The organism is Paenibacillus sp. SAF-068, assembly GCF_051967555.1.
In the GTDB taxonomy this organism is placed as follows: domain Bacteria; phylum Bacillota; class Bacilli; order Paenibacillales; family Paenibacillaceae; genus Paenibacillus.
The window spans coordinates 360,028-385,053 of record NZ_JBQCJX010000003.1 but is presented as its reverse complement, the minus strand read 5'-3'; the positions used below and the strand labels follow the sequence as shown (position 1 = coordinate 385,053).

20 protein-coding genes are annotated in these 25,026 nt (G+C 48.4%); 4 read left to right on the top strand and 16 right to left on the bottom strand.

Annotated elements, in window-relative coordinates:
- Window positions 1-2: 2 nt before the first annotated feature.
- The 9 genes from nikC to ACTHPG_RS19385 all read right to left on the bottom strand — a co-directional run bounded on the left by nikC (window position 3) and on the right by ACTHPG_RS19385 (window position 10,163).
- Window positions 3-833: a nickel ABC transporter permease subunit NikC gene (gene nikC / locus ACTHPG_RS19425; RefSeq protein WP_440391108.1), complete on the bottom strand. Its 831-nt coding sequence runs from the start codon at window positions 831-833 to the stop codon at window positions 3-5.
- The gene (nikB, locus tag ACTHPG_RS19420; RefSeq protein WP_440391107.1) at window positions 830-1,774 is read right to left on the bottom strand and encodes a nickel ABC transporter permease subunit NikB; all 945 of its coding nucleotides are present in this window, start codon (window positions 1,772-1,774) and stop codon (window positions 830-832) included. Before nikB ends, nikC begins: the two co-directional genes overlap by 4 nt.
- Window positions 1,775-1,850: 76 nt before the next feature.
- Window positions 1,851-3,485 carry a nickel ABC transporter substrate-binding protein gene (gene nikA, locus ACTHPG_RS19415; RefSeq protein ID WP_440391106.1) on the bottom strand — a complete coding sequence of 545 codons (1,635 nt, stop codon included), beginning with the start codon at window positions 3,483-3,485 and terminating at the stop codon, window positions 1,851-1,853.
- Window positions 3,486-3,800: 315 nt separating this feature from the next.
- The gene (locus tag ACTHPG_RS19410; protein ID WP_440391105.1) at window positions 3,801-4,763 is read right to left on the bottom strand and encodes an acetylxylan esterase; all 963 of its coding nucleotides are present in this window, start codon (window positions 4,761-4,763) and stop codon (window positions 3,801-3,803) included.
- Between the two features lie 139 nt (window positions 4,764-4,902).
- Window positions 4,903-5,844, bottom strand: coding sequence for a glycoside hydrolase family 113 (locus ACTHPG_RS19405; RefSeq protein ID WP_440391103.1), 942 nt, complete (start codon window positions 5,842-5,844; stop codon window positions 4,903-4,905).
- Window positions 5,845-5,878: 34 nt separating this feature from the next.
- Window positions 5,879-6,916, bottom strand: coding sequence for a glycoside hydrolase family 130 protein (locus ACTHPG_RS19400; protein WP_440391102.1), 1,038 nt, complete (start codon window positions 6,914-6,916; stop codon window positions 5,879-5,881).
- A gap of 21 nt (window positions 6,917-6,937) precedes the next feature.
- Window positions 6,938-7,771, bottom strand: coding sequence for a carbohydrate ABC transporter permease (locus ACTHPG_RS19395; protein ID WP_440391101.1), 834 nt, complete (start codon window positions 7,769-7,771; stop codon window positions 6,938-6,940).
- Window positions 7,772-7,773: 2 nt separating this feature from the next.
- Window positions 7,774-8,661 carry a carbohydrate ABC transporter permease gene (locus tag ACTHPG_RS19390; RefSeq protein ID WP_440391100.1) on the bottom strand — a complete coding sequence of 296 codons (888 nt, stop codon included), beginning with the start codon at window positions 8,659-8,661 and terminating at the stop codon, window positions 7,774-7,776.
- A gap of 188 nt (window positions 8,662-8,849) precedes the next feature.
- Window positions 8,850-10,163, bottom strand: coding sequence for an ABC transporter substrate-binding protein (locus tag ACTHPG_RS19385; protein WP_440391099.1), 1,314 nt, complete (start codon window positions 10,161-10,163; stop codon window positions 8,850-8,852).
- Window positions 10,164-10,386: 223 nt separating this feature from the next.
- On the opposite strand from ACTHPG_RS19385, the gene ACTHPG_RS19380 reads away from it, so the two are divergent.
- The 3 genes from ACTHPG_RS19380 (at window position 10,387) to ACTHPG_RS19370 (ending at window position 13,975) form a co-directional block, all read left to right on the top strand.
- A complete protein-coding gene (locus tag ACTHPG_RS19380) occupies window positions 10,387-11,577 on the top strand; it encodes an AGE family epimerase/isomerase (RefSeq protein WP_440391098.1) in 1,191 nt (396 codons plus the stop codon).
- Window positions 11,574-12,758 (top strand): glycoside hydrolase family 130 protein, encoded by a 1,185-nt coding sequence (locus tag ACTHPG_RS19375; RefSeq protein ID WP_440391097.1) that lies wholly within the window; start codon window positions 11,574-11,576, stop codon window positions 12,756-12,758. Before ACTHPG_RS19380 ends, ACTHPG_RS19375 begins: the two co-directional genes overlap by 4 nt.
- Before the next feature lie 203 nt (window positions 12,759-12,961).
- Entirely contained in the window at window positions 12,962-13,975 is a 1,014-nt protein-coding gene (locus tag ACTHPG_RS19370; protein ID WP_440391411.1) for a substrate-binding domain-containing protein, read from the top strand.
- 76 nt (window positions 13,976-14,051) lie between these two features.
- Here ACTHPG_RS19370 and ACTHPG_RS19365 read toward each other — a convergent pair whose 3' ends face one another.
- The 3 genes from ACTHPG_RS19365 to ACTHPG_RS19355 form a co-directional block, all read right to left on the bottom strand.
- The gene (locus ACTHPG_RS19365; protein WP_440391096.1) at window positions 14,052-14,729 is read right to left on the bottom strand and encodes a hypothetical protein; all 678 of its coding nucleotides are present in this window, start codon (window positions 14,727-14,729) and stop codon (window positions 14,052-14,054) included.
- Window positions 14,730-15,081: 352 nt separating this feature from the next.
- Window positions 15,082-16,509 carry a pectate lyase family protein gene (locus ACTHPG_RS19360; RefSeq protein WP_440391095.1) on the bottom strand — a complete coding sequence of 476 codons (1,428 nt, stop codon included), beginning with the start codon at window positions 16,507-16,509 and terminating at the stop codon, window positions 15,082-15,084.
- A gap of 289 nt (window positions 16,510-16,798) precedes the next feature.
- On the bottom strand, window positions 16,799-17,314 hold the full coding sequence (locus ACTHPG_RS19355) for a DUF2179 domain-containing protein (RefSeq protein ID WP_062836740.1): 516 nt from the start codon (window positions 17,312-17,314) through the stop codon (window positions 16,799-16,801).
- Between the two features lie 333 nt (window positions 17,315-17,647).
- Between ACTHPG_RS19355 and ACTHPG_RS19350 the strand changes: the two genes are divergently transcribed.
- Window positions 17,648-18,862 (top strand): Leu/Phe/Val dehydrogenase, encoded by a 1,215-nt coding sequence (locus ACTHPG_RS19350; protein ID WP_440391094.1) that lies wholly within the window; start codon window positions 17,648-17,650, stop codon window positions 18,860-18,862.
- 757 nt (window positions 18,863-19,619) lie between these two features.
- Here ACTHPG_RS19350 and ACTHPG_RS19345 read toward each other — a convergent pair.
- The 4 genes from ACTHPG_RS19345 to ACTHPG_RS19330 all read right to left on the bottom strand — a co-directional run bounded on the left by ACTHPG_RS19345 (window position 19,620) and on the right by ACTHPG_RS19330 (window position 24,819).
- Window positions 19,620-21,287, bottom strand: a complete 1,668-nt coding sequence (locus ACTHPG_RS19345) for a hypothetical protein (RefSeq protein ID WP_440391093.1) — start codon at window positions 21,285-21,287, stop codon at window positions 19,620-19,622.
- A 1-nt stretch (window position 21,288) separates the two neighbouring features.
- Window positions 21,289-22,074 (bottom strand): ABC transporter ATP-binding protein, encoded by a 786-nt coding sequence (locus ACTHPG_RS19340; protein WP_440391092.1) that lies wholly within the window; start codon window positions 22,072-22,074, stop codon window positions 21,289-21,291.
- Between the two features lie 248 nt (window positions 22,075-22,322).
- Window positions 22,323-23,831 (bottom strand): RICIN domain-containing protein, encoded by a 1,509-nt coding sequence (locus ACTHPG_RS19335; protein WP_440391091.1) that lies wholly within the window; start codon window positions 23,829-23,831, stop codon window positions 22,323-22,325.
- A 358-nt stretch (window positions 23,832-24,189) separates the two neighbouring features.
- On the bottom strand, window positions 24,190-24,819 hold the full coding sequence (locus ACTHPG_RS19330) for a PepSY domain-containing protein (RefSeq protein WP_440391090.1): 630 nt from the start codon (window positions 24,817-24,819) through the stop codon (window positions 24,190-24,192).
- Between the last annotated feature and the right edge of the window lie 207 nt (window positions 24,820-25,026).

Below are 25,026 nucleotides of genomic sequence, written 5' to 3'. Positions count from 1 at the left end.
AACTACCGTTTTGCAATGCCATAACGCTCGGATAATGCTTCACCCAAGATATTGAATGTAATGACGACCAGCAGAATCAATGCACCCGGGTAGATCATTAACTCCGGATGACTGCGAATATAACCCGTTCCTTCATGAATCATGGCGCCCCACTCTGCATTGGGTGGTTGAATGCCAAGCCCCAGGAAGGACAGTGCGGATATATCCATAATCGCCCAGCCCATCTCTAACGTGCCCATAACAACAATGGGACGCTGCACGTTGGGGATGATATGTTTACGAATAATCGTCCACGAAGAAGAGCCGCTAATCCGCGCCGCCGCGATGAAATTCCGTTCCTTCAGACTCACGACCATATTCCGGCAGATGCGTGCATAATACACCCACTGTACCATCATGAGTGCTAGGAGCACCTGCATCAGACCTGGACCAAATATCCCCACAATACCGAGCACCAGCACCAGATTCGGAAACGCCATAATGCCCTCACACAAGCGCATTAGCAGACTGTCCATCCAGCCACCAAGATAACCGGAGATCGAACCTACAATGACACCAATGAGCAGAGAAGACAGAAAAATCAGGGTAGCAAATCCAAGCGACACTCTCGCGCCGTACATCAGCCTGGTGAGATTGTCGCGTCCCAGATGATCCGTTCCCAGCCAATGCTCCAGTGATGGACTCGCCAGCTTCTGTAACAGATTCACCTTCACAGGATCATGAGGAGCAATCCACGGAGCAAGCAGTGCAATCACGAAGAAAAGCAATAGGATCACCGAGCAGATCTGGATGGCTCTCTGTCCTCTAAATACCGCACGCCATTTGTTTATCAATGCTCTGCACGTCCTTTCGCTGAGATCCGTGGGTCCATATAGAGCTGCACCAGATCAACGAGCAGATTGCATACGATGAACAGGCATGCCGCGAGGAAGACATAACATTGAATCACGGGAATATCCCGGTTAAATATTGCATCGACAAAGTATCGTCCGAACCCCGGCCAGGAAAACACTTGCTCCACAATAATGGTGCCTGTGAGCAGCTTGCCCATACTCATCCCCATCCCAGTAATAAGAGGCGATATGGCGATCTTCAGAACATGTTTCAGCATGATGACTCGTTCGCGAATCCCGCGTGTTCTCGCATACTGTACATAGGTCTCCTGCAATTGCTCCAGTACACTGGAACGCAACAATCGGGTGTAGATCGCAATAAGAATCAAGGACAGTGTAATCGTAGGCAGAACCAGATTCTCCCACGATCCACGCCCCTCCACAGGCAGCCAGTCCAGCTTCACCGAGAAAAAGAAGATCAGCAGGTAACCGAGCCAGAATTGCGGGATAGATGCTCCAAAATAGGAGATTGCCCGGCTGACCATGTCAATCCAGCTATTCTTGTACACTGCGGCCAGTATTCCCAAAGGAATACTCACCAAGGCCGATAACAATATACTCCAAAAGGCCAGTTCAGCCGTAGCCGGAAGCCTTAATTTCACTTCATCCCATACGGGTTTATTGGTGAGATAGGAAGTGCCGAAGTCCAACCGGGCAATCTTCTGAATCGTATGCGCATATTGGGTCAACAAAGGCTGATCCAGGCCAAACTCATGCCGCTTCTGCGCAAGCAGCTCCGGTGTTGGATAGATATGAGCAGCTGTCAGATAAGCCTCGGCCGGATCAACCGGTGAGATATGAATAAGCCCAAAGGTCACAAGTGTAGCGACAAAAACGATAGGAATGATCGCGATCATTCGTTTACCAATATAACTGATCACCAAACGTTCCTCCCTTTCATCAAGCTACATGACCTTACCAAGGCCGTACCACTTCCGGAATTAGAGTAATGACATCTTACTGATTGCCCAATTCAATGCCCACAAACGGATTTTCGTCACGGTTTGCCGGGAAAATAAAATTGGAGATTCTCTTCTGATATACAGCCGTTTTCTTAATATAAGAGATCGGTACGATCGCCGATTGCTCCTGAAGTGTCTTCAGGATAGAGCCATATAACTCCTGGCGTTTCGTCTCGTCTGTAGATGACAGGGCTGCATGCACCTGATCGTCCAGTTCCTTTTTCATCGGCAATGCACTCAGGGTCTCGGAAATCCCGAATCCAGGGCTCGCCACAACGTTAATGAAGGAATGCGGATCATACGGCGCGCCGTAGTTATACCAGAAATACAGGTCAAAATCATTGGCTTTCAGACGTTTGATCTGAACCGTCAGTTCCAGTCCCGTGAGGTTTACTTTAACCCCAAGCTCACTCCATTCCGCCTGAATGGTCTCCGCCATCGCTTTCTGAATCGGGTCCGTTTTATCAAAAATCATCTCGAACTCAAGCTGCTGCCCGTCTTTCTCACGAACCGTACCACCAGCCGGCAGCTTCCAGCCCGCTTCATCCAGTAATGCTTTGGATTTCTCCACGTCATACGTGATCGGTTCCAGGTCTACATTGGTGTACGGATAGTTTTTGGACAATACGGTATCGGCTGGTTCTTCCAAACCGGAAGTAACGCCTTCCACCATTGCCTGTTTATTAAACCCTTGCTGTAACGCCATCCGTACTCTGACATCGGACAGCTTCGGATTGGAAGAGTTCAGCAGCAAGCTGCGAGTACCCACCGGATCAGACAATTGGGTCACATATTCATCGTTGTCACGCAACTGTTGGAACGCATCCAGACTGATTACACCTTCACCGTAGATCAGGTCAAGATCGCCTTTTTCAAAAGCAAGTACACGGGTTTCACCATCAGGAATGATTTTGACTGTAATCTGATCGACCTTCGGTGCTGTTCCCCAATAGTTCGGGTTGCGTTTGAACACAGCATATTCGTCCTGCTTGTAATCAGCCAGCATCCACGGGCCAGTACCCACCGGCTCTTTGATGCCTTGGGATGTATCCCCGTCATCCGGGAATCCGGCTTCACCAAGGAAGCGGAAAGGACGGACTACCGACAAGTCCTGAAGAACCGGATAATAAGGCTCAGTGAGTGTCAGCCGGAAAGTCTGCTCGTCCACAACCTCCGTCTTGTCGAGCACACCTACAATGCCCAGCCAGCTATGTGTATCTTTATTTTTCATTACAGCATCAAAATTCTTTTTCACAATCTCAGCATTAAATGGCGTACCATCTGAGAATTTTACACCTTGGCGAAGCTTGAATGTATATACTTTGCCGTCATCGGAGATGGTCCATGATTCTGCCAGCGCAGGTTCCAGTTTTCCGTCCTTCTGGTAACTGATCAGCGGCTCATAGAGCATCGATTGGGCAAATAATTGCGAAGGATTGTACGTATGCGGATTCATTGTACCGATATCACGCGGCCACGACATCGTAATCGACTTCGTTGATGTATGATCCGAGGCAGCAGATGAGGACTCATCTCCACTTCCTGTATTGCTGCAACCCACAATAACAAATAGCAACAAGAGCATCGTTGCCAATGTGAGAGCCGAAGATTTGCGATGTTGTACAGACATGGATGTTGAACCCCTTTTCTCTATTTTATGATAATGATTATCATATTCATCCATTAAGAATAGGCAGGAGCCCTCCTTTTGTCAACAAAATTCGACATTGTATGTATACCTATTAAATATGCCAAAAAAGCCCTTCCTGCGAGAGGAAGAGCGACTTGACCTGAATATGCCTACATATATACGAATAAGCTTGCCTTTACGTGCTATTCCTTGCTCACAGCCCGGATATCTTCGAAAGTATAACGTGCCCGAAACAGGTTTGGTTGAATCCACCTCATTAGTTTAGATAAAGAAATCCTGAATGATAATCTACATCTAAAGCTCCAAAAACGCCTGTAACGTTCGATCAGACAAACCCGGAATGTACTCGTGTCCGTACTCGTGATAGACCACCAACTCTTTTTCCGAACGAATCCGGTTGTATGTTGCAAACTGGGTGGATGGCGGGCAGATGGTGTCCGCAAGTCCGGTAACAAACAAAACCTTGGCCTGAATCCGTTCAGCCAGATTGGAGATATCAACGTATCCCAGCTTATTGAAGATGGCATTCTCCCGCTCATGATTCGGATCAAATAACCGGAAGTAATACACCAGTTCCTCATAGGCAGAGGTTGAGGCCCCTAATTCCCATGCTTGTCTGTAATCTGATAAAAAAGGATATACCGGCACTGCCAGCTTCACGTGCGGTTCAAGTGAAGCACACGCCATGGCTAACGCCCCACCCTGTGAACAGCCGTATACACCCACCCGCTCCGCATCAACGTGTGGCATTGACATCAGAATGCGCACGGTCTGCACCGTATCGAGGAAAACGTTACGGAAATATAACTTATTGGGGTCAGGGTCATCGATGCCCCGAATGATATGTCCTCGAATGGTTGTTCCTTGGACATGCAGGTTATCCTCGGAGAGGCCACCTTGTCCACGGCAATCCAACGCCAGCACCGTGATGCCATGAGCTGCATATGCAATCTTGTCGAACCAGTCGCCGCTATCACCGGAATATCCATGAAACATGGCCATTGCCTGGCCTTTGTTATCAATAGATGCTGCTATAGGCCGAACCAGCTTACCATGTACGCGTGCGCCTCCCACACCCGTGAAATAAAGATGGAAGCATTCTGCAAGCGGCGATGTGAAAGCCGCCGGAATCAATTCATATTCAAGCGATTGCGCATCAAGCTCCGCGAGGGCCCGGCTCCAATAAGCATCGAAATCGTCCGGTTTCGGACTGCTTCCGCTATATTTTTTCAATTGCTCCAATGGCATGTCGCCCATAGGATTCACTCCTGTCTGCATGTACACGAAACATGCCTCTTCGTGAGTCATGTTCAGCTCGTATTTAAATGGATACAAAAAAGACGCATATGAGGATATCACTAAAGATTCTTCTTCACATACGCCCTCTTGTTTCTGGTTAGACTTCTACCGTGATGCCCTCATAGAACCGACGAATGACCTTCTCCGCGGGCTTACCATACACCCCGTATCCGTCATCGATCAACGCATCCTTCTCTGCGTACAACTGTGCGCTCCAGTCCCATAGGCCGAATCCGCGCACCCAGTCACGCTGACCAACATGCCGGAACATGGCTTCATAGAAACGTTCCTGTTCCTCCGCGCTCACTTCGCCTTCCAGTCCCCAATCATTCGGCACCTGGGCTGATCCGCTGCGGCTGGGGCAACCGGCTTCCGCAAAGAAAAAGGGTTTGCCATAGGGAGCAACTGCCTGCTCAATACGATCGAGCTGTGCCTCCCAATCTCCAATGGGGTAATAACCGCTGGATGAGATTACATCCACAGCATCCCACCACTTCACATGGGCTTCCTGATACTTGTCGGTGTTATACGATACGAGTCCGGAGTACACTTCACGAACAGCAGTGATCACCTCACGCCACTCCTGATCCCGACGCTCGGACTGTACCATCTCACAGCCAACGATGAACATCTCACACTTCTCCTGCTCCGCAATTGCCGCATAGTGCTTCTGAAATGCCGTGTAGCTGCTGAACCAATCCTTCCACTTCGGCTCACAAGGTACATCGATATCAAAAAAGTTAATGTGTGCACGCCATGTGCCATCCGTGCAGTTGACGGTTGGTTTCAGAATGACACGCAGCCCGAGTGTGCGGGCATATCGTATCATGTCCACCAGTTCATCATCCTCCACCAGATGTGCACCGCGATATTTCACCTCTACCGCCTGCGGATGATCCTGATGTGCCGCCAGTGCAAAAATAATATGAGAACTGCCTGTGCGCTCAGCCATCAGACGCAACGATTCTTTGGCCTCCGGCTTGCGGAAGTCTCCCCTGCCACTCATCCAGCCAAATGTAAATCCCTTGATGTACTCCATGTGCATTACTCCCCTGTGTTCCTGTTCACTTTAATTACAGCTTGCCTTCCTCGTGGTCACCAGCAATGACTTCGTCCGTCTCGATCACATAGTTCACGATCTCTTCGATGGTCGTGTACGCCACCCCAACATACGTATCGGCTGCGCCGTAATAGATCGCAATGCGTCCGGTTTCTGCATCATGCAGCGTTGCACACGGGAAGATGACGTTATCTACAAATCCTTGTTCCTCATACCATTTTTCCGGTGTCAGAACGAAGTTGGAGGAACGATATTTTACTTTGGAAGGCTCATCCAGATCCAGAATGACCACACCCATGCTGTAGACAAACCCGTTACATGTTCCAGTTACGCCGTGGTAGAACATCAGCCAGCCTTCGGACGTTTCAATCGGAGCAGGTCCGCCGCCAATTTTGACCGATTGCCACCAGCCTTGGCCGCCTTTACTCATCACATGACGATGTTTGCCCCAGTACACAAGATCCGGGCTCTCGCTCAGGAAAATATCTCCGAATGGCGTATGTCCACTGTCGCTCGGTCTGGACAACATTACATAGTTATCGTTGATTTTTCGCGGGAATAACACGCCATTACGGTTGAACGGCAGCATAGGATTTTCGAGACGGACAAATGTTTTGAAGTCATCCGTTTTGGCCAGTCCCAGTGCTGCTCCGTAAAAATCGGTACACCAGATGATATAATACGTATCTTCGACTTTCACCAGACGCGGATCGTACGCATAGTTCGGCATAAACGGATCGCCATTTTCATCGACAAAGGCAATGCGTTCCTCTTCAATCGTCCATTCCAGACCGTCCTCACTCGCTCCCATGTGAAGATGCGGACGTCCATTAACGGTTTCAGCGCGGAATACCCCAATGAATTTCCCTTCATAAGGTACAACGGCACTGTTGAAGATACGGGCAACGCCTTTAACCGGGTTACGCGGAACTACCGGATTCGCCGAATGTCTCCATACCGGCCCTTCTGTTCCCTCCGGTTTGGCTTCCCACGGCATATTCGGCAAAGCATCCCCAACAATGTGTACGTTTTTCGTTTCAGCAACTGACATTTTCATTTCTCCCTTCGAATTTTATTTAACTGAGCCTTGCGCGAAGCCATTGTAGATGTACTTCTGTAGCAGCAGGAAGATGATCATGGTAGGAATAATGGCGATCATGATGCCGGCGCTGATGACTTCCCACTGCGATCCGAACGGTCCCTTGAATTTGAACAAGGCGGTGGATATGACCTGCAGATCGGTCTTCGGCATGTAGAGGAACGGTGTGTAGAAGTCGTTATAGATGTTCACACCTTTCACGATAATGACCGTTACAATGGCCGGTTTCAGCAGTGGCAAGATGATTTTCCAGTAGATCGTGAAGTACGAGGCTCCGTCCAGCATGGCAGATTCATCCAGTGCACTTGAGATGGAGCCAAGGAACTGCAGGAAGATGTACACCGCAATGATATCTGTCCCCAGGTACATCACGATGGCTGCCCAGCGCGTGTTGAACAGGTCGAGCGCGTTGATGATCTGGAATGTGGCGACCTGCGTCGTAACACTTGGAATCAGGGTGGCGAGCAGGAATGCAGCGACCATGATCTTTTTGCCTTTGAATTTGAATCGATCCAGTACATACGCAATCATGGAACCCGTTAAGGTTGCACCAATAATGGAGATGATCAGGATAATAATCGTATTTTTGAAACCAACCAGCATGTTGCCATCCACGAAGGCCTTCGCATAATTCGCAAAGTTCAGCCAGTTGGCGGGTGGGGCAAGCGGGCTGCTGGTAGCATATTCTGCATTCGTTTTGAGGGATGCGAACAGGATGACCACGATGGGTAACAAGGCGATAAACGCTGCCAGAACCAGGGAAGCATATTTCACCACGCTCGCAAGGGTGTATTTAAATTGTGTCACGTTTATTCCTCCCCTTTCATGGTAACGCGCTGCACAAGCGTAACAAGAATAACAATCATGAGCAGCACCACAGCCATGGCGGATGCCAGTCCCAGCTTGCCGTATTTAAACGCCAAATGAACCGTTTGGATTACAAATGTCATACTGCCGTTGGAACCATCGGTCATGATATATGGAATATCGAACGCACTAATTGCGCCGCTAATGGCCAAGATCAGGTTAAGCTGCAGAATGCGCGTAATACTCGGCAGAATGATATGGCGGAATTGCTGCCAGCGATTGGCACCATCAATATCCGATGCTTCATACACATCCTTCGGAATGGAAGAGATCGCACCCAGGAAAATGATAAAGTTGAAGCCCATGTATCTCCATACCGATGCGCCTGCAAGCGACACATTGATAATATTCGGATTACCGAGCCAGAGCTGTGTATATTGTCCAAGACCTACAGCATGCATGAGCATATCAAGTGTGCCGTCCGGTTTGAAGAAAAAGAGGAAGATAAAACCGATAGCTACCCCATTCAGCAAATAAGGGAAGAACAATATGCCTTTGAAGAAGTTTTTGCCTCGGACTTTGAAACTCAGAATTGTGGCAAAGTAGAGCGCCAAGCCCATCTGCACGAACGTAGCCGCGAAGTAGTACAAACTGACAATAAATACTTTGAAGTATTCTGGATCACTAAATATGCGGGTATAGTTCTCAAAGCCAACATAATCAAATCTTTTACTATATCCATTCCAATCGGTGAAACTGTATTTGAACATGTTGATGACAGGTAAGTATGCAAACGTGAACAGCAACGCCAGCGGAATAATTGAGAAGGCACAGATGATAAATATGCGTTGCGCTGAGTAACCCCAATTCGAAAGTTTTAAGTACTTCATGCTCTCCACACCTCCAAGCGGTTCTCCCGCCTATATATCGAAAGACTCCCGTCCAGGAAAATTTGGCCAAACAACTGCCAGGGAAGGCACATTCGGCATCATAACTTTTGAACCCCCATGCCCCCCAACATGGATTTCTCCATGTTCCCGCAGTCTGTTCGCCATCTGATCCAATTACGTTAATCCATTTATTTCGTGAGTTCTGCTCGTGCTTTTACCCACTTATCGTTCAGATCTTTCATGATGTCGTCATACGATTCCTTGCGGTTGCCGATACCTGCCTCGATAATGCGTTTTTTGAAGTCAGGCTGCCAGAGGCCAATTTCACCTTCGTTGTCGATCTTGTCAACCAGACCTTCCTGGCCTTCTTTGGCAGGTGTAAGTGTAGAGAATTTAACGTCTTTGTATTGATCCAAAATCGGTGGCAATTCCGCATTTTTGTCAGCATCCATACCGCCGCCCTGTTCAACTGCGTAGTTCGATTTCGCCAGGAACCAGTCAATCCAGGCTTTGGCAGCAGGTTTGTTCTCACTGTTCACGTTCATGCCGATGTTGTAGTCAGCAGAAAGTGGTACCACAACCTCGCTTGCATTGGTTGGGAATGGAAGGAATCCAATATCGTCTGGTGTATCCGTCATCCCCTGGATCTGTGTAATCGCCCAAGAACCAAGTGCCATTGTAGCAATTTTGCCTTTGGCCAGATCCGCTTTGGAGCTTTCCCAGTCGGTGGTTGTTGGGTCTTTCTCAATCAGACCGTTCTTGGCTGCGTCATAGAGCACTTTGTACAGTTCATAATGCGGCTGACCGGGCACAAAGTTCTCATCTGTGTTCGGTTGGTCCACATTCACGTAATCTACGCTGCCGGCAACTGTTGGCAGATCCGATTCCCATTGCGTTAATGCCCAGCCGGATGCGTAGTTGGTATAGAGCGGAACGGCATCAGTATTGTCTTTGATTAACTGAAGCGCAGCCTGGAATTGCTCCGGTGTTTTTGGAACTTCCAGAATGCCTGCGTCTTTGAAGACCTGTTTGTTATAGATAATCCCGGAGAACGTGATGACCGTAGGGATCCCATACACCTGACCATCCACCATGCGTTCTTCAATCGCGGTATATTTGTCTTTCAGTTCATCGTACGTGCCGAGCGGCTCGAAAAAGTCCGGGATATCCGCGATCGGAACACTGGTCGGGATCATCAGTACGTCACCATAATCTTTGGTGCTCATACGGATCTTTACTTGCCCTTCATAATCAGCCAGCGCCTGGAAGTTTACTTTCACATCCGGGTATTCCTTATTGAACTCCGCCGCGTAGTCTTTGAACACGGTATCCACAATATCTGTCCGTTGCGTCAGAACAGTGATTTCACCTTTGATATCTGCCGGATCCGTACTGATCTCCTCCCCCGCCTGCGAAGATCCACCTCCGGATGAACATGCAGCAAGTAGCGAAGTGATGAGCAGCATCGTCAGCAACATCATCCAACCTTTGTTTTTTCTCAATTGTTTCGACCCCTTTCTTAATTCCATTAGGTTATCGTTAAGGTTACAAAATGAATTCTATTATGGTAACGCTTACCTGTCAATTGATTTATTTATAACCTAACAAGAAAATTTGTGAGGGATTTCGTTGACATCTGTTTTTCAGAGCACTAATATTATTTTATAAAGTTACCGTTAACTTAATATATTAGAATGATGCACTATTTTGAAGGAGCGCTCACTTATGAATACAACAACATCCCAACTCCAATCTGAGATTAAGGCGCATTGGGAGAAGCAGATTTTACCCTTCTGGTCCAACCTTAAAGATACAACCCACGGTGGGTTCTATGGCTGGGTGGGCAATGATCTTCAGTTGAATCCGCAAGCCCCCAAAGGCGGGATCGCCACGGCACGTCAACTCTGGTCTTTTGCAGCGGCGTATCGGGTTACCGGAAACGAGAGATGGCGCGAGCAAGCGGAACACGCATACCGTTTTCTCGCCGATCATGTGATGGATACCGAACATGGCGGTATGTACTGGATGGTAGATTACACAGGGGAAGCACTGGACACGAGCAAACATGTGTATACGCAATCCTTCGGCGTGTATTCACTCAGTGAGTACTATCGTGCAACCGGGGATGCTTCTGCATTGGAACTTGCGAAAACGCTTTTTGCTCTCATTGAGGATAAAGGTCTGGATGCCGAGCTACCTGCATACAAGGAACAATTTGATCGCACATGGAAGGAACAGCCCAATGAAATGCTGAGCGAAAACGGGGTGATTGCGGATTACACCATGAATACGCATATCCATGTGTTAGAGGCCTACACCACACTCTATCGCGTGTGGCCAAATCAGCAAGTGAAGGCGGCGCTGGAACGCCTGCTCGGCATTCTATATGAACGGGTGTATGACCAAGACACCACGTTTCTCGGGGTATTTTTCAACAAACAGTGGGAGTCCATCATTGATCTGCGCTCGTTCGGACATGACATTGAAGCCAGCTGGCTGATTGACGAAGCACTGAAAGTTCTGGGGATGGAACAACATCCAGAGTATGCGGCGATGGTAACAGATATTGCCTATAACATCTCCAATGTAGCCGTGAATGCGGATGGTTCCCTGCTCAATGAACAAGAAGGTGAACATGTCGATGAGAAGCGCATTTGGTGGGTTCAGGCGGAGGCGATGGTCGGTTTCTATAACGCGTATCAGCGCACAGGTGATCCACTGTTTCTGGAGAGAGTGGAACGCTTGTGGACCTATACAAAAGAAAACATCATAGATCAACGTGCCGGCGGGGAATGGTACTGGTCGGTTGATGGGAACGGAACACCGGATCAGAGCGAAATCGCAGGACCGTGGAAATGCCCGTATCACAATAGCAGATTCTGTATTGAACTAATCGAGAGGATGGGATCAGAATGATACACCCGAAGTACAAGGAGTTACTGGAGAAACAGGAGCAGTTGCTTACACGCCCCAATAAGATCAATTCTTCTTTCTACAACGGCATATATGATCGGTATCAATACCCGGTCATCACTCGCCATCATGTACCGCTGCATTGGAGATTCGATCTGGACGAGACGACCAACCCGCATTTCATGGAACGTCTGGGCATTAATGCGACGCTAAATCCAGGAGCCATCTATTTCAATGGCAAATACGTCATGGTCATCCGTACGGAAGGATTGGACCGTAAATCGATCTTTGCGCTCGCCGAGAGCGATAATGGAATTGACGGATTCCGTTTCACCGGTAAACCATTGGTCTGGGATGATATCGATGCGGAGGAAACCAATCAGTATGACATGCGCCTCGTTCAACATGAAGACGGCTGGATCTATGGCATCTATTGCTCTGAACGCAAAGACCCCGAGGCTCCTCCATTTGATACATCCAGTGCAGTTGCACAAGCTGGATTGGTCCGTACACGCGATCTTACAAGCTGGGAACGGTTGCCCAACATCACAACCAATTCCCCTCAACAGCGCAATGTCGTATTGCACCCGGAGTTCGTGGATGGAAAATATGCCTTCTACACCCGCCCACAGGACGGATTCATCTCGACTGGCAGCGGCGGCGGTATCGCCTTCGGTCTGTGTGAAGACATCCTGAACCCGGTCATTCATGAAGAGACGGTTATTGATGAACGGCAATATCATACGGTCTACGAAGTCAAAAACGGCCAGGGCCCTGCTCCGCTCAAGACGGATCGCGGCTGGATTCACATTGCTCACGGGGTTCGGAACACCGCAGCAGGGCTGCGTTATGTGTTGTACACTTTCGCAACGGATCTGAATGATCCGACGCGGATGATTGCCAAGCCCGGCGGCCATTTCATTGCCCCTTATGACGACGAACGTGTAGGCGATGTATCCAATGTTATTTTCTGCAACGGTGCCGTGGTCAATGAGAAGGAAAAAGTCTTTATCTATTACGCATCCAGTGATACCCGCTGTCATGTGGCAACTACCACTCTGGAGAAACTGGTTGATTATACGTTCAACACACCGGCCGATCCATATCGTTCCCTGGACTGTGCCAGCCAGCGGGGTCAGCTGATTGAACAGAATGAGAAGCTTCTTCAGAAACAATTAACGTAACATCGGTAGAACGTCCTCTCAGGGAAACCTGCCATGTGCTGAAAATTAGCGAAACAACATCCAGAATGGCTTTATTCCAAGTGGGTAACGATGTATACTGATATGGATTGTTATTATGTTGGAGGAAAGCACTCATCATAGTGACAGCACAGTGTGCCTATACCGGCTTGAAGGAGGCGACCATACTGAAGAACAATATCACCATGCGGGATATCGCCGACAGGCTCGGGGTCAGCAGTGTGACCGTCTCGAAAGCGTTGAATGATAAAGATGGCGTGAGTGGCGAATTAAAAGAAAAAATTAAAGTGCTTGCTATTGAAATGGGCTATCGTTATAATGCCGCTGCCCGTTCGATGAAGGAAGGCTTAACCCATAATATTGGCGTAATTATCCCGGAGCGTTTTACCGGACCTACGCAATCGTTCTATGTACGCGTGTTCCAGCGCATTACGAAACATCTGGAGGAACAGGGCTACTACGGTATTCTGCACATTCTGAATGTGGAGGATGAGGAAGAACTAACACTGCCCAAGCTGTACAGCGACAACAAGGTCGATGGTTTCATCGTGCTCGGACAGATCAGCAAAGAGTATATTGAACTGGTGCGATCAATGGAAGTTCCCAAAATGTTTCTCGACTTCTACGATGAACATTCCGACATTGATTCCGTCGTTACCGATAACTTCTACGCTGCCTATGAGCTGACGAATTATCTGGTTCAGCAGGGCCACCGTAACATTGCTTATGTAGGGAACCTGTATTCAACGAGCAGTATCCAGGACCGATTCCTCGGGTATTACAAATCCTTGCTGGAACATCGCTTGCCAATGAATCCGGATCTGGTCTTAAATGATCGGGATGAACGAGGTACTTTTATTGAGATTGATCTGCCTGAGCAACTGCCAACGGCTTTTGTATGCAACTGTGATCAGGTCGCTCACCTGCTGGTCCAGAAACTGACTTCCATGGATATTCAGGTGCCTGGCCAATGCTCTGTTGTTGGTTTTGATAATGATATCTATGCCATGCTCTCCGATCCCAAGCTGACAACCGTCGAAGTGGATGTGGAACAGATGGCGCGCACGGCAGTCCAGTCGATGCTCAAAAAGATCGACAATCCGAACCGCAGTTTCGGCCGTGTTCATGTGAAAGGTAATATCATCTACCGTGACTCGGTGAGTGCTGCGTCTGCCTCATCCGATACCACGAATATCTGAATTAAAGAATGAGATTAACGAACACAGATGACTGGCCTCTACCATACTGGCCAGTCTTTTTCTGATGCATCCGGGCTTAAAGACGGCGACGATCTGTTGAATCCGTCAAAAACGTAGTCGTTCTCCAAATCGAGAGGATGAGAATCAGCTCATACACATTGGTTAAAGTCCCGGTTTCCACCGGTAAGGAGATTAACTGCCCTACAAACAACAATGCAGTCCCAACAAACAGCCATACCCATTTATGTTTGAAAAGAACGATTAGGCTAACCAATAAAAGTACAATCCCAACGATGATAACCATCATCGGCGGACCTCCATGACCTTCTGCCATATATCTCAGTACTCCATACTCTTCTATAACCTTGAGATGGTTAACTTCGGATAGAGTAAAGCCTACGATCTGGTAGATGACCAGACCCAGTGTAATGAGCCAGGCTGCCACTTCCGATATTCTTCTATTTGCAAACTTGGTACCTGAGCTGCGCAAGATATGGTAGCCAACAAGAATAAGGGTAGGGGTAGCAAAGGAGTGTAGCCAAAACCGAAGGCTACTGAGAACCATTAGCAGTCTCCCCTCCCCTATCACATTACCTGCAGCAATAATTCCATTGTCATATGCCAAACTGAACGCTACCAATAGTTGAAAACTGGAATACGTGAGCCATTGCTTACTTCGGGTTAAATTGACGGCCATCCAAACCACAAGGATCAAATAAACAAGAGTAAGTGCGGAGTATATCCATACATCCACGCTGTTTCATCCTCCCTTTACCCAGCCCTATTCATACAGAAAAGGCTGTTCTAATTTTTTTAAGACTTATGTGTTAATTCTTACTCATTCTAACCATGTATTGATTAGCCCCCTTTCTATGACCAAAATGTCATAGCGATAATTAATAAATTATATTTACCGGTAAGTAAAATTACAAGACGAATTTGTATAAATAGTTAATTTGTCATAAATTTAGTCATAATTTATATAGAAAGAGCACCCCCGGCTATCGTAGCTGCAGGAGCACTCTTTTCTTAGTTTAAAGAATGAAAAAGCAACAGGTTACTCTGCTGTCCCACGCTTGGTTCTCCGACCAAAATCACATCATCGCTTAATAACTTGTTTTCAACCAATTGTCCTTGGACCAAGTCAGTTTACCCGAACCCGCCCCATTGGATGCTGTGAGGCGTGCATTCAACGTGGAGGGGTCATCCGTGGTATAGCTGTATGGAAGTGACGAGAAGCCGTTCCAGGAGAATGATTTTACCACGGCCGGGATTGGCGCCAGCGGGCTGCCAGATGTATCGCTGCTGCCACGGAAGGAGCTTCCATCCAAAGAATACATCGTATCGGTCACTCTGATTTTGCCGGTATAGGTTGGATCTGCCGGATCGGTTTGATTGTTACGAACAGGATACAGCACGTCTTTAATGACTGACTTCTCAACCAATACAGCTCCGCTCTCCGTAGAGATTGCCCCATTGCCAATGATATCGAACTTATAGCCTTTGGACGCAATCGCTGTTGCCATCGCCGTTGTAATTTTGGCTTTAGCGGCACGTGCCCCTGTTGCATCCATCACGATGTTGTACGCATGTGCGTTTCCTCCGCGCAGGCGTGGCATCCGGTCCTGAATATCTTTGTAGAGATTATGGTGCAGCGTCATGGACAGATTGGCGTTAGCTGATTCCAGGCTGGTCGAACCGACCAGATGTCCTTTCTTTTGCGGTCCCGAGATGGCGATAATGTCCGCTTTGCTAAGACCTACAGCACTGCTGCGGAGGTAGTTGTACATGGGATAGGAAGCCTTGTTCGCTTCCAATTCATTGATCTGCTGGGTAACCCAGCTGTTCGAGCTGCCGTCATCCCCTTTGAAGAGGGACCAGGAGATGGTCACGCCACTGGTTCCTTTTTTCGAATCGATGAGTCCGTCATAAGCTTTATTGAAAGTGCAGTGATCAATCCATACGTTGCTGTTCTCCTCCAGGGTGATATAATCCCAATCGTTCTTGTCGTAATCGCCCTTGGTGGATTCATCCCATTCCCATAACTCATCGAATTCCAGGTTGCGGATGATCACGTTGGAGCTTCGTTTCACGCTGATCGCAGCGTGTTTGATTTTGGAGCCGTTGGCGGAGAAAATGGTGAGTCCATTGAAACCGTCAATGGTGAGCTTGCTGACACCTGTCTGTTTCAATACGGGATGGGTCAGTGCATCATTATGCTTGGCAAAAGGCGAAGTCTGCGCTGCACTCGGAATTTCATTCCAGCCCAGATTCAGATCGTTCATGATCTCAACCACTTTGACACCCGAGTTCTTCTTCAGAGCCAGTGCCAGATCGGTCGCATTATACACTTTCTTATACGTGGCTGTGTTCGATTCACTAATGATGCCGCCGCCCGTGTTACCTTGGGAGAAGCCTGTGAGATTGTAGTCCGCATTGCCCGCTGCCCGCACACTTGCCGGTCCGGACAATAATGTTAGCCCCAACGTTATAGCCAAGGCTGTGCTGCACCAGCTTCGAAATGTCATTTTCATCGAATCCATTCCTCCCGATATATGATGATTACAATCGTCCAGCGCTTCCATGACAGGTCACGAAGGACATGTCCTCAATGTAAATGTTGTAAGCGATTACAACAATAATCCCTATCTCACATTCAGGTGGAAATGCTGATGCAGATAGGGATTGTACCGGAAGCAACCTTGAATCGTACGGAGTTAACTTGGGATGTAAGATTTCCGTGATCCCTTGAGACAGCAAGGCGATGTCGGATAAATGGAAACCAAAAAAGCAGGACTGCATCTGCTGCAGACCTGCTCGATTCTACTTTTTGATGGAACGTGTCCAGAAGCCGCCATGGAACTGTTTGGGCTCCACGGTAATGACAAATGCTTTGGGGTCCAGATCGAGAATCGTCTGATAGAGCAGTTTCTGGTTTTTGCGTTTCGCCAGAATCTCCATCACAAGCCGATCCCCGTCACGTCCACTCCCCACCCATGCAGTAACGCCGTACCCTTTATCCCGCAGGGCATTCGCTACGTTGCCGCCCATCTGGTTACAGATGACTTTAACGGTAACGTAACCGAGTGCAATCTTCTCTTCAATCCAGGCTCCGAGCAACACACCCAGTCCATAACCCACAGCGTAGACGATCAAGGCAGAAGGCTGGGTCAGATATTTAAGTACCAGATTCAGACCGAGCACATAGATCACAATCTCACCCATGCTGATCAGTGCGGCGATATATTTCTGTCCTTTGAGTGTCAGAATCATCCGGAGTGTATAAGCCGATACGTATACAATCTGGATCAAAAAGATAAATACCAATATTTTAAACAATCACAATCCCTCTTTCCTGGCCTTCACAACGGAATTGGCCCTTTGCTGCATCTACTCGACGATTTCGTTTCATTCTATGCTCTCTGTACGTTCGCTCTATCTCCATCATTGGACGTTATACCCTCATTCTAAACGGTTGGATGTAAATCCGTAGGCATTTTCTGCTCTCCGGCATACCGGAACTGCCATTATAGAACCGTTTGTACCGATTATCAACCCGGCGAAGGTCCCAGGGTCGAAAACCGGTGATTGTGAATATGCTGTATCATCATAACGCCGAGCACGAGCGTACAGAACCAGGATGGATGGGTCACAACAAAAGGGGGTATCGTCATGCAGCTATGGCAGGAGATGGAGCGGGAAGGCATGGAGGAACTCATTTTTTGCCATGATGCGTATAGTGGTTTGAGGGCAGTCATTGCCATTCATAGCACAGCCCTTGGACCTGCGCTCGGTGGATGCCGCTACTGGACGTATGCGTCCGAAGAAGAGGCTGTTCGGGACGCTGTGAAGCTTGCCAAAGGCATGACGTACAAAAATGCAATCTCCGGACTGCCCTATGGCGGCGGGAAAGCGGTCATATGGGATGTACCTTTTGCAAGGAATGCAGCACCTCATAAGGGGAGTCATGGGTCTCAGAACGTTGAGCGTGTCGTTGGAGGTCTGAAGGTAGAGCACCAAGAGAGCGTTGCCTCTGAAGGGGAAATCGTCGCTGAGGAAGTGTCGCATCATATAGCTGGGAGCCCGGATACAGACGTATTCAGGCGAGCGGAGCGCTTTCGCGCACTGGGACGTTGTCTGGAGCGACTGAACGGGCGGTACGTGACCGGTCTTGATCTGGGTACCACGGCGACAGACATGGACCAGATCCGAATGGAGACCGCACATGTGACGGACACCACCGGTTCGCTTGGGGCGCAGGATGACTTCACAGCGGAGATGACCGCCTACGGCGTACACATCGGCATTGTGACCTCGCTGCGCCAGCAAGGCATTGCATCCTTGCAGGGCATTCCCGTTGCCGTCCAGGGACTGGGCAAGGTCGGGCATGCCCTGTGCCGTTACCTGCATGCAGCCGGGGCACGGCTCATCGTGGCAGACGTTGTACCGGGGCGTGTACAACGTGCCCTTGAGCAGTTCAGCGGCGCCATCTCGGCCAATCCGGCCCATATCCACGCCGCTGAATGCACGGTCTTCGCCCCCTGTGCCCTAGGGGGCGTACTGACCCCGGCAACGGTGGAGGAGCTGCGCTGCTCCATCGTTGCCGGGGCGGCCAACAACCAGCTGAGTGAACCACAGCTGGTTGCAGGCCGCATGCAGGCGCGCGGCATCCTGTACGCGCCTGATTACGTGCTCAACGCAGGCGGAATCATCTCCACTGCCTACGAGCTGGAAGGCGCCGAGCCTGACCTGATCCGCCAAAAGGTGGCGGGAATTGCAGGCACGCTAAGCAAGGTATACGCAGAAGCTGCGCAATCTGCACTCTCCACAGCGGATGCAGCTGATTGGCTGGCGGAATCCATCCTCCGATCTGGCCATAAAAAATAGGTCGCCCCACTCTGCCACCTGGGTATATTCATACCGCCAATACCTTCTCCGCCACGCTATAGATTCAAAGTTATAGCATAACTGGAACTCATTCATTACGGGCTTCATTGGATGCCGACCTACCCGCAAGAGGAGCCAGCATCTGTTTTACTCCATTCTAACGAATCTGACACACGCTATTTGCCCCTTTTTCATGGATCTAATATGTAACGAATCACAGAGACGTTATCCCGCTTGATTGGGTCCTCTTTTGAGCAAAAAGACCACTTTTCGGAAGGATAGCGTTCTTGAGATTCGTTAGAATTTATATTTTAGATATTTACACTGAATAGGTTGTCTCAGGTTCGTTAGCGCTACGGCGGCGAAGGTTTCTTCAGGGAAACATCACCTATCAAAAAGAGCTAACCTCGACATCCGTGTCAAGGTTAGCTCTCCTTAGCTCTTCTCACTTCATCCTTCTCATCTCTAATCCCTTGATTCTTGGTTCTTGCTTCCTCGTTCTTCATTCTTGGCTTTTGGCTCTTTATTCCTCGGTGTTTAATCCATGCTTCTCTGGTGCACTGCAGCTCTAATATCTTGCTTCTCTAGAACGTTGATCCTTAGGTTCGCCTCATCCAAGTGCTCTAAAGCACAGATGGCATGGAGTTTTCTTGGAACATTCCCTCTTATCCCAATCACCTTTTTGTTCGCTCCATCTTTTATTCTTTTATTCTTTTTCTTCTGTTCTCTATTCTCTGTTCTCTGTTCTACTCTATTCTTAAGCTGCAACCGGCCTCTTATCCGCTGTCTTCTTCTCCCGAAACAGCAGCGTCCACAGCAACACATTTGCCACGATCAATAGCACTCCATAGATCCATACGCCCCCCGGCACGGAACGGAAAAAGACATGGATTCCCCAACATATGGCAAGCACAGGGAGGGCGGCGAATACATACCAGCCATCACTTTGTTGCGCCATACTGAAGGATTGAGAGAACGGTGGCTTGCGCAACAACAATTTGCCTGCCAGCGGGACAAGCGCCGTAGCTGTCAGCATAATAATCGCAATATCCGGCAGTATCCGTAATCCAAATGTCCAGGTAAACAGCACGGCATTCGCCAGAAATATAGGCAGGAACATATTGCACAGGAACGCCTTCAGAGCACCTTTGTATAACGCGCTATCATTTGCCATCGGTGCAGCGCGAAAGGTCCAGAATGCCTTATATTGTCCCGAAAATTTCAGCATGACTACGACCGTGACAACCAGCATTAGCACGATATAAAAGGTGTATACGAACGAACTTTGCCTAAACTCTGTCCAGGTAGAAGATTGCAATTCGGTAAACCAAAATACATAAGGTAAAACAAATGATAATCCAAGCGATGGATACACCTTCAGCTTGAATTCCCGTTCATTACGCATCATGCTGGCTGACAGACGGAAGCAAGCTTGTTCCTCTCTGGAACGACTGACCACCTTGGAGATCAACCGATCCCATCTTCCACGTCTGCGTCCAGAGGACTGGCCCGAATGTGCCATTTTTTCCAAATACAATTCGAAGGCAGGCATAAGCTTCACATATACGATCAGACTCACCACCGGAACAAAGACTGCCAGTGCTGTGAACGTATAGATCCACACATTTCCGCCCCCTGCAAATAACCATTCATATGCCGCCGCATACCATAACGGAGGCAACAGCAACTGCCACCATGCCGGGGTAAATACCATACCAAAATCAATAATGCTGCACGAGCGGATGACCAGCTGATAACCGATTGCAATCCCCACCGAGAGCAAAATCTGCACCATGTTGATCATATCCTTCAGCTTCTCGCCATCCAGAAACTTCATCATGAACAGATAGATCAGGGACGTTGTCACCAGAATCAACATATTGATCAGAATCAGTTCCACAAGGAAGATCAGGAAGAATAAGACCCCATGTGTCACCAATGCAGCAATTAACGGTATGCCAGTTAAAGAACCCGTCAGCAGCAGCAGATATACGCCTGCGTGGATAGCACGTGCCATACCCACCGTTCGCCCATTAACAGGCTTCGTCATGATGATATTGCGGTCCCGGATGTCTAACAGTACGGAGGAAAAATCCGAGATCATGGACGTCATGATCATAAACATCAAGATGCCAAACACAAGTCCCATCTGAAGCATGAAATGCCCCGTATCCCAGACGATGAAGGGAACCATCATCAGTCCCATTAATCCATACAACCACAGGGAACGAAGAAACTGATTACCTTCCTTGCGATCTTTTTTCCCTGAATTGTTGGACAAGATGGTAGGTACTCTGCGTTGATCCATCTGGAACTTCACTCGCAAGATGAGGCGCAGCACATCATAATCCGCCCCTGTTCTGGCGATGAGCGGACGAAAGCGATCCAGAATCTTGAGTGTGCGGAAGTCGGAGGTTTCCTCCATATCAGTACACCTCCTGCACAATCGATACAAACCGCTCTGCAATGGCTATATGCTCATTGAATCCCGTCAATTGATTAAACACTTCCTCCAGCGTGCCTTCCATCGATTGCTGTTGGAGTTGTTTAAACGTTCCATCTGCCACTACGCGTCCTTCAGCGATGAGTACAATTCGACTGCTGATCTTCTCCACCACATCCATGATGTGTGACGAGTAGAAGATGGTTGTGCCTTTGGCTGACAACTGCGACAATATCTCTTTGACCACCATCACACTATTGGCATCCAAACCGCTGAGTGGTTCATCCAGGAACAGCAGATCCGGGTCATGAAGCAGCGCAGAGATCAGCAACACTTTCTGACGCATGCCTTTGGAGAAGGAGGCAATGCGAGCATGATATGATTTTTCGAGTCCAAAACAATCCATCAATAGCTTGGCTTTGTAATCTGCATCTTCATAGGACATCCCGTACAGCTCACCCGTAAAAGTCAGATACTCCGCAGGCGTTAATTGTTCGTACAATTCCGCCACCTCAGGAACATAGCCGATTCTGCGCTTATACTCCACATCCCCATCCGCAATATCTTTACCAAAGATTCGCACCGTACCTACATATCCTTCAACCAGCCCGAGTAAAATCTTAACCGTTGTACTCTTGCCGGCTCCGTTGGGACCAATATATCCAATCATCTCACCGCGATTTACTTCCAGATCGATGCCATTCAGCACATAACGTCCGTTGTATCTCATACGCAAGCTTTCAATTGATAGCACTTGTTGTTCATTCACTTCGTTATCCAGCTCCTGTCTCTATCTTTTTCTACAATTCTACTAGTTTACCACAGTTTGGGATGGTAATGATCGGAAATGCATCACGAAGTGAGCCATCATCTGGTTTCCCCTTTGGTGCAAAAGCATCACGTAACAAGCGTGAACACATCACAAAGCCCCTGTCCCACCTTAAAGGCAAGAGACAAGGGCTTCTACTTCACTTTATTCGGAAACTTATTAGGTAATATCTACAAAGTCTTAAAGTCTTACTGCACCTTCACAATCTGAAAATGCTGATTCGTACCCCCATTATCCGTCCACTGGATGGCCGCAGCCCCATCAGCCAAAGATTGACCCGAGATGTCCAAGACCTTGCCTGTACTGCGGTTCTTCAGTTTATAATAACCACCACCTACATGGACGAGCTGCCATTGCTGGCTGGCCCAACCCCCGTCATTCCACTGTTCAATGACCGCCCCATCGGTCGTGGCACCATTCTCTACACCGATCAGCTTACCGCTGGAACGGTTGATTATTTTGACATAGCCGCCACCCGCATCGGTAATCTGCCACTGCTGACTCGTTGTTCCCCCATCTGCTCGCTGCTCCAAATCCGCACCGTTGGCGGAGGAACCCCCAATAACATTCAGCAATTTGTTACTCTTGCGGCTAATCAGCTGATATGAAGCATTCGGGTCCCATACCTCTGATGTACTTGCTCCAGTTACGTTACCAGTTGCTGTATCAATCGTAATACTGCTGGCCCAGTTCATTGCCAGACTGGTTGCGCTTGGGAATGAAAGTGGAAGCCAGACATACTTGGAATCCTGCACAGGCCCGCTCCACGCCCCTGCCCATCGATCACCCATGTAGAGATAGGAGGTCGTCTGCGAACCCTCTACCGGAACAACATAGGTGGATTGAGAACCATATGTTGTGCTGTCTCCAAAGTTGCTAAGCCCACTCCATGTACCTGTAATGCTGGAGGCTGTCGCATATTTGGCCTGATTTGGATTCCATCCGGTCGCACCCGAGGTGATCAGGAAGTAGACGCCGTCTTTTTTGAACAAGGCAGGTGCTTCACGATATTGTCCGGGCCACAGTGTTGTGACAAGAGAATCCACACCCAGGAAATCCGGGGTCAGCTTATATATATTCAGATCCGCATTCACTCGGGTTGCAGAGATCAGATAAGCAGTTCCGTTATCGTTATACACCGTCATATCTCTGGAATCATATCCAAGTGGACGATAGCTGCCCACATATGTGTAGTTGCCATCAACCGTATTCGAAGTAGCTACGGCTACTCTGGCTTCGCCATAATCCAGCCCATTCTCCTTGTGCATCCAAAGCACATATTTGCCAGTTGCACTGTTGTAGATGACTTTCGGGCGTTCAATGTTGGAGACATTCAGCTCGGCTGCCGAACTGCTGGTAAGCACATCATTGCGATACTCCCAGTTCTTCAGATCCGATGAACGATACACCGACACCGCCTTGAACGTTCCATTCGGGTTGCGATTCTCCCCAAACCAGTAATAATACCCGTTTGCCTTGATCATCCCGCCCCCATGGGCATGAACAACATTGCCATTGATGTCTTTGAACTGGATCCCGTTCGTTACACTGAGCGGAGCAGCTGAAGCATTTGGTCCGGGTGCGAGCAACATGCCTAATGATTGCAACGCCAAGAGTAAAGCAAGCAGATAACTCAAGCGGCGAGTAAAGCGGCGTGAATGTGTATTCTTTTTTAACCATCCATCGTTCATAGCCATATCGTAATGCACCTCCATGTTTTTTTGTGAAGCGCTTACACAAATAAAATCGATATGTCTCGTCTGCCTCCGATCGATGATGCATTTTAACAATAGAATCCCTGGTAAGACTGGCTGGGCATTCACCTCCCTGATTCCGATTGTATCCGCCACGTTCCTGCTCGAATAGTGAACAATCCGGCGGAAGATGTACAATTATATACTCCGCTCTCTCCATCAACAGCAAAAAGACGCTTCCCCCGAAGCGTCCTCTGCTATACCTGCCCTGCCCCTCCATGATGAACGATCTCTAGCTGTGTGTAGCTGTTCATAGGCAGGTTTATATGATGTTTTAACAGCGTATGCTCGCCCTTATTGCTTAATCTTGATCGTCAAAATCCTGGTCGAACGATAACACTTTACCTGTGTTGGCATCAATATCTACATCTGCTTCACCTTGGGCGGTTCTCAGTTCGATCTCATACACATAGCGACCATCATCATGATCCAGTTCAACTTTGGTTACCTTACCACCCGTAACTTGTTTCAACGCAATGTTTGAAGCTTGGGATGCCGTCAATTTGACCTGCTTGGAAGCAGAGTTGTTAGATGTATTGCCTGTTACAGCACCCTCATAATCATCGTCATCATCGTAGTCTTCATCATCCACGACTGCCAGGATTTTGCCTGTGTACGCATCCAGACGAACGACAACATCATTTTTGCCTTTTCGATCGATCTCGATTTCATAAAACGTTTGGCCGTTTCTTCGCTCCAGATCCACATCATCCACCTTACCATCGGCTGCTTTCAACGCCAACGCTTTCGCCTGGGATGCATTCAGCATTTTGCCTGTGCTGTTCTGGTTCTGTGTTACGGATTGTGTTGTTGATGCTGGTGTCGTTTGCACAGATTGTCCATTCACATTCCCACTAGCCGCCACGGCTGATCCACCAAGTAATACCGCTGCTGACAAGCTGCCAATCCATAGTTTATGTTTGTTCATCATCATCATTCATCTCCTCGTTTGTTGTTCTCGTTCTCGTCTACATCTATAGAATAACTTGCAGGAATGAGAGATCAGCGAGAGTTAGATTAGAAATTGATGAGAAAATGAGGAGAGTGCTCATTTAACATCTGTTCATGATGCAGGTGTTCATAAACATGTATTCAAAAACAAATGAAAAAGATGATTCCACATCAGGAATCATCTGTC

What these genes read in the sequence shown, in the direction of transcription:
- ACTHPG_RS19335 (WP_440391091.1), bottom strand. Translation starts at nt 23,831, where the DNA reads ATGGCTATGAACGATGGATGGTTAAAAAAGAATACACATTCACGCCGC.
- ACTHPG_RS19345 (WP_440391093.1), bottom strand. Translation starts at nt 21,287, where the DNA reads ATGGAGGAAACCTCCGACTTCCGCACACTCAAGATTCTGGATCGCTTT.
- ACTHPG_RS19350 (WP_440391094.1), top strand. Translation starts at nt 17,648, where the DNA reads ATGCAGCTATGGCAGGAGATGGAGCGGGAAGGCATGGAGGAACTCATT.
- nikA (WP_440391106.1), bottom strand. Translation starts at nt 3,485, where the DNA reads ATGTCTGTACAACATCGCAAATCTTCGGCTCTCACATTGGCAACGATG.
- ACTHPG_RS19405 (WP_440391103.1), bottom strand. Translation starts at nt 5,844, where the DNA reads ATGGAGTACATCAAGGGATTTACATTTGGCTGGATGAGTGGCAGGGGA.
- ACTHPG_RS19400 (WP_440391102.1), bottom strand. Translation starts at nt 6,916, where the DNA reads ATGTCAGTTGCTGAAACGAAAAACGTACACATTGTTGGGGATGCTTTG.
- ACTHPG_RS19390 (WP_440391100.1), bottom strand. Translation starts at nt 8,661, where the DNA reads ATGAAGTACTTAAAACTTTCGAATTGGGGTTACTCAGCGCAACGCATA.
- ACTHPG_RS19330 (WP_440391090.1), bottom strand. Translation starts at nt 24,819, where the DNA reads ATGATGAACAAACATAAACTATGGATTGGCAGCTTGTCAGCAGCGGTA.
- ACTHPG_RS19375 (WP_440391097.1), top strand. Translation starts at nt 11,574, where the DNA reads ATGATACACCCGAAGTACAAGGAGTTACTGGAGAAACAGGAGCAGTTG.
- ACTHPG_RS19410 (WP_440391105.1), bottom strand. Translation starts at nt 4,763, where the DNA reads ATGGGCGACATGCCATTGGAGCAATTGAAAAAATATAGCGGAAGCAGT.
- ACTHPG_RS19360 (WP_440391095.1), bottom strand. Translation starts at nt 16,509, where the DNA reads ATGAAAATGACATTTCGAAGCTGGTGCAGCACAGCCTTGGCTATAACG.
- ACTHPG_RS19380 (WP_440391098.1), top strand. Translation starts at nt 10,387, where the DNA reads ATGAATACAACAACATCCCAACTCCAATCTGAGATTAAGGCGCATTGG.
- ACTHPG_RS19370 (WP_440391411.1), top strand. Translation starts at nt 12,962, where the DNA reads ATGCGGGATATCGCCGACAGGCTCGGGGTCAGCAGTGTGACCGTCTCG.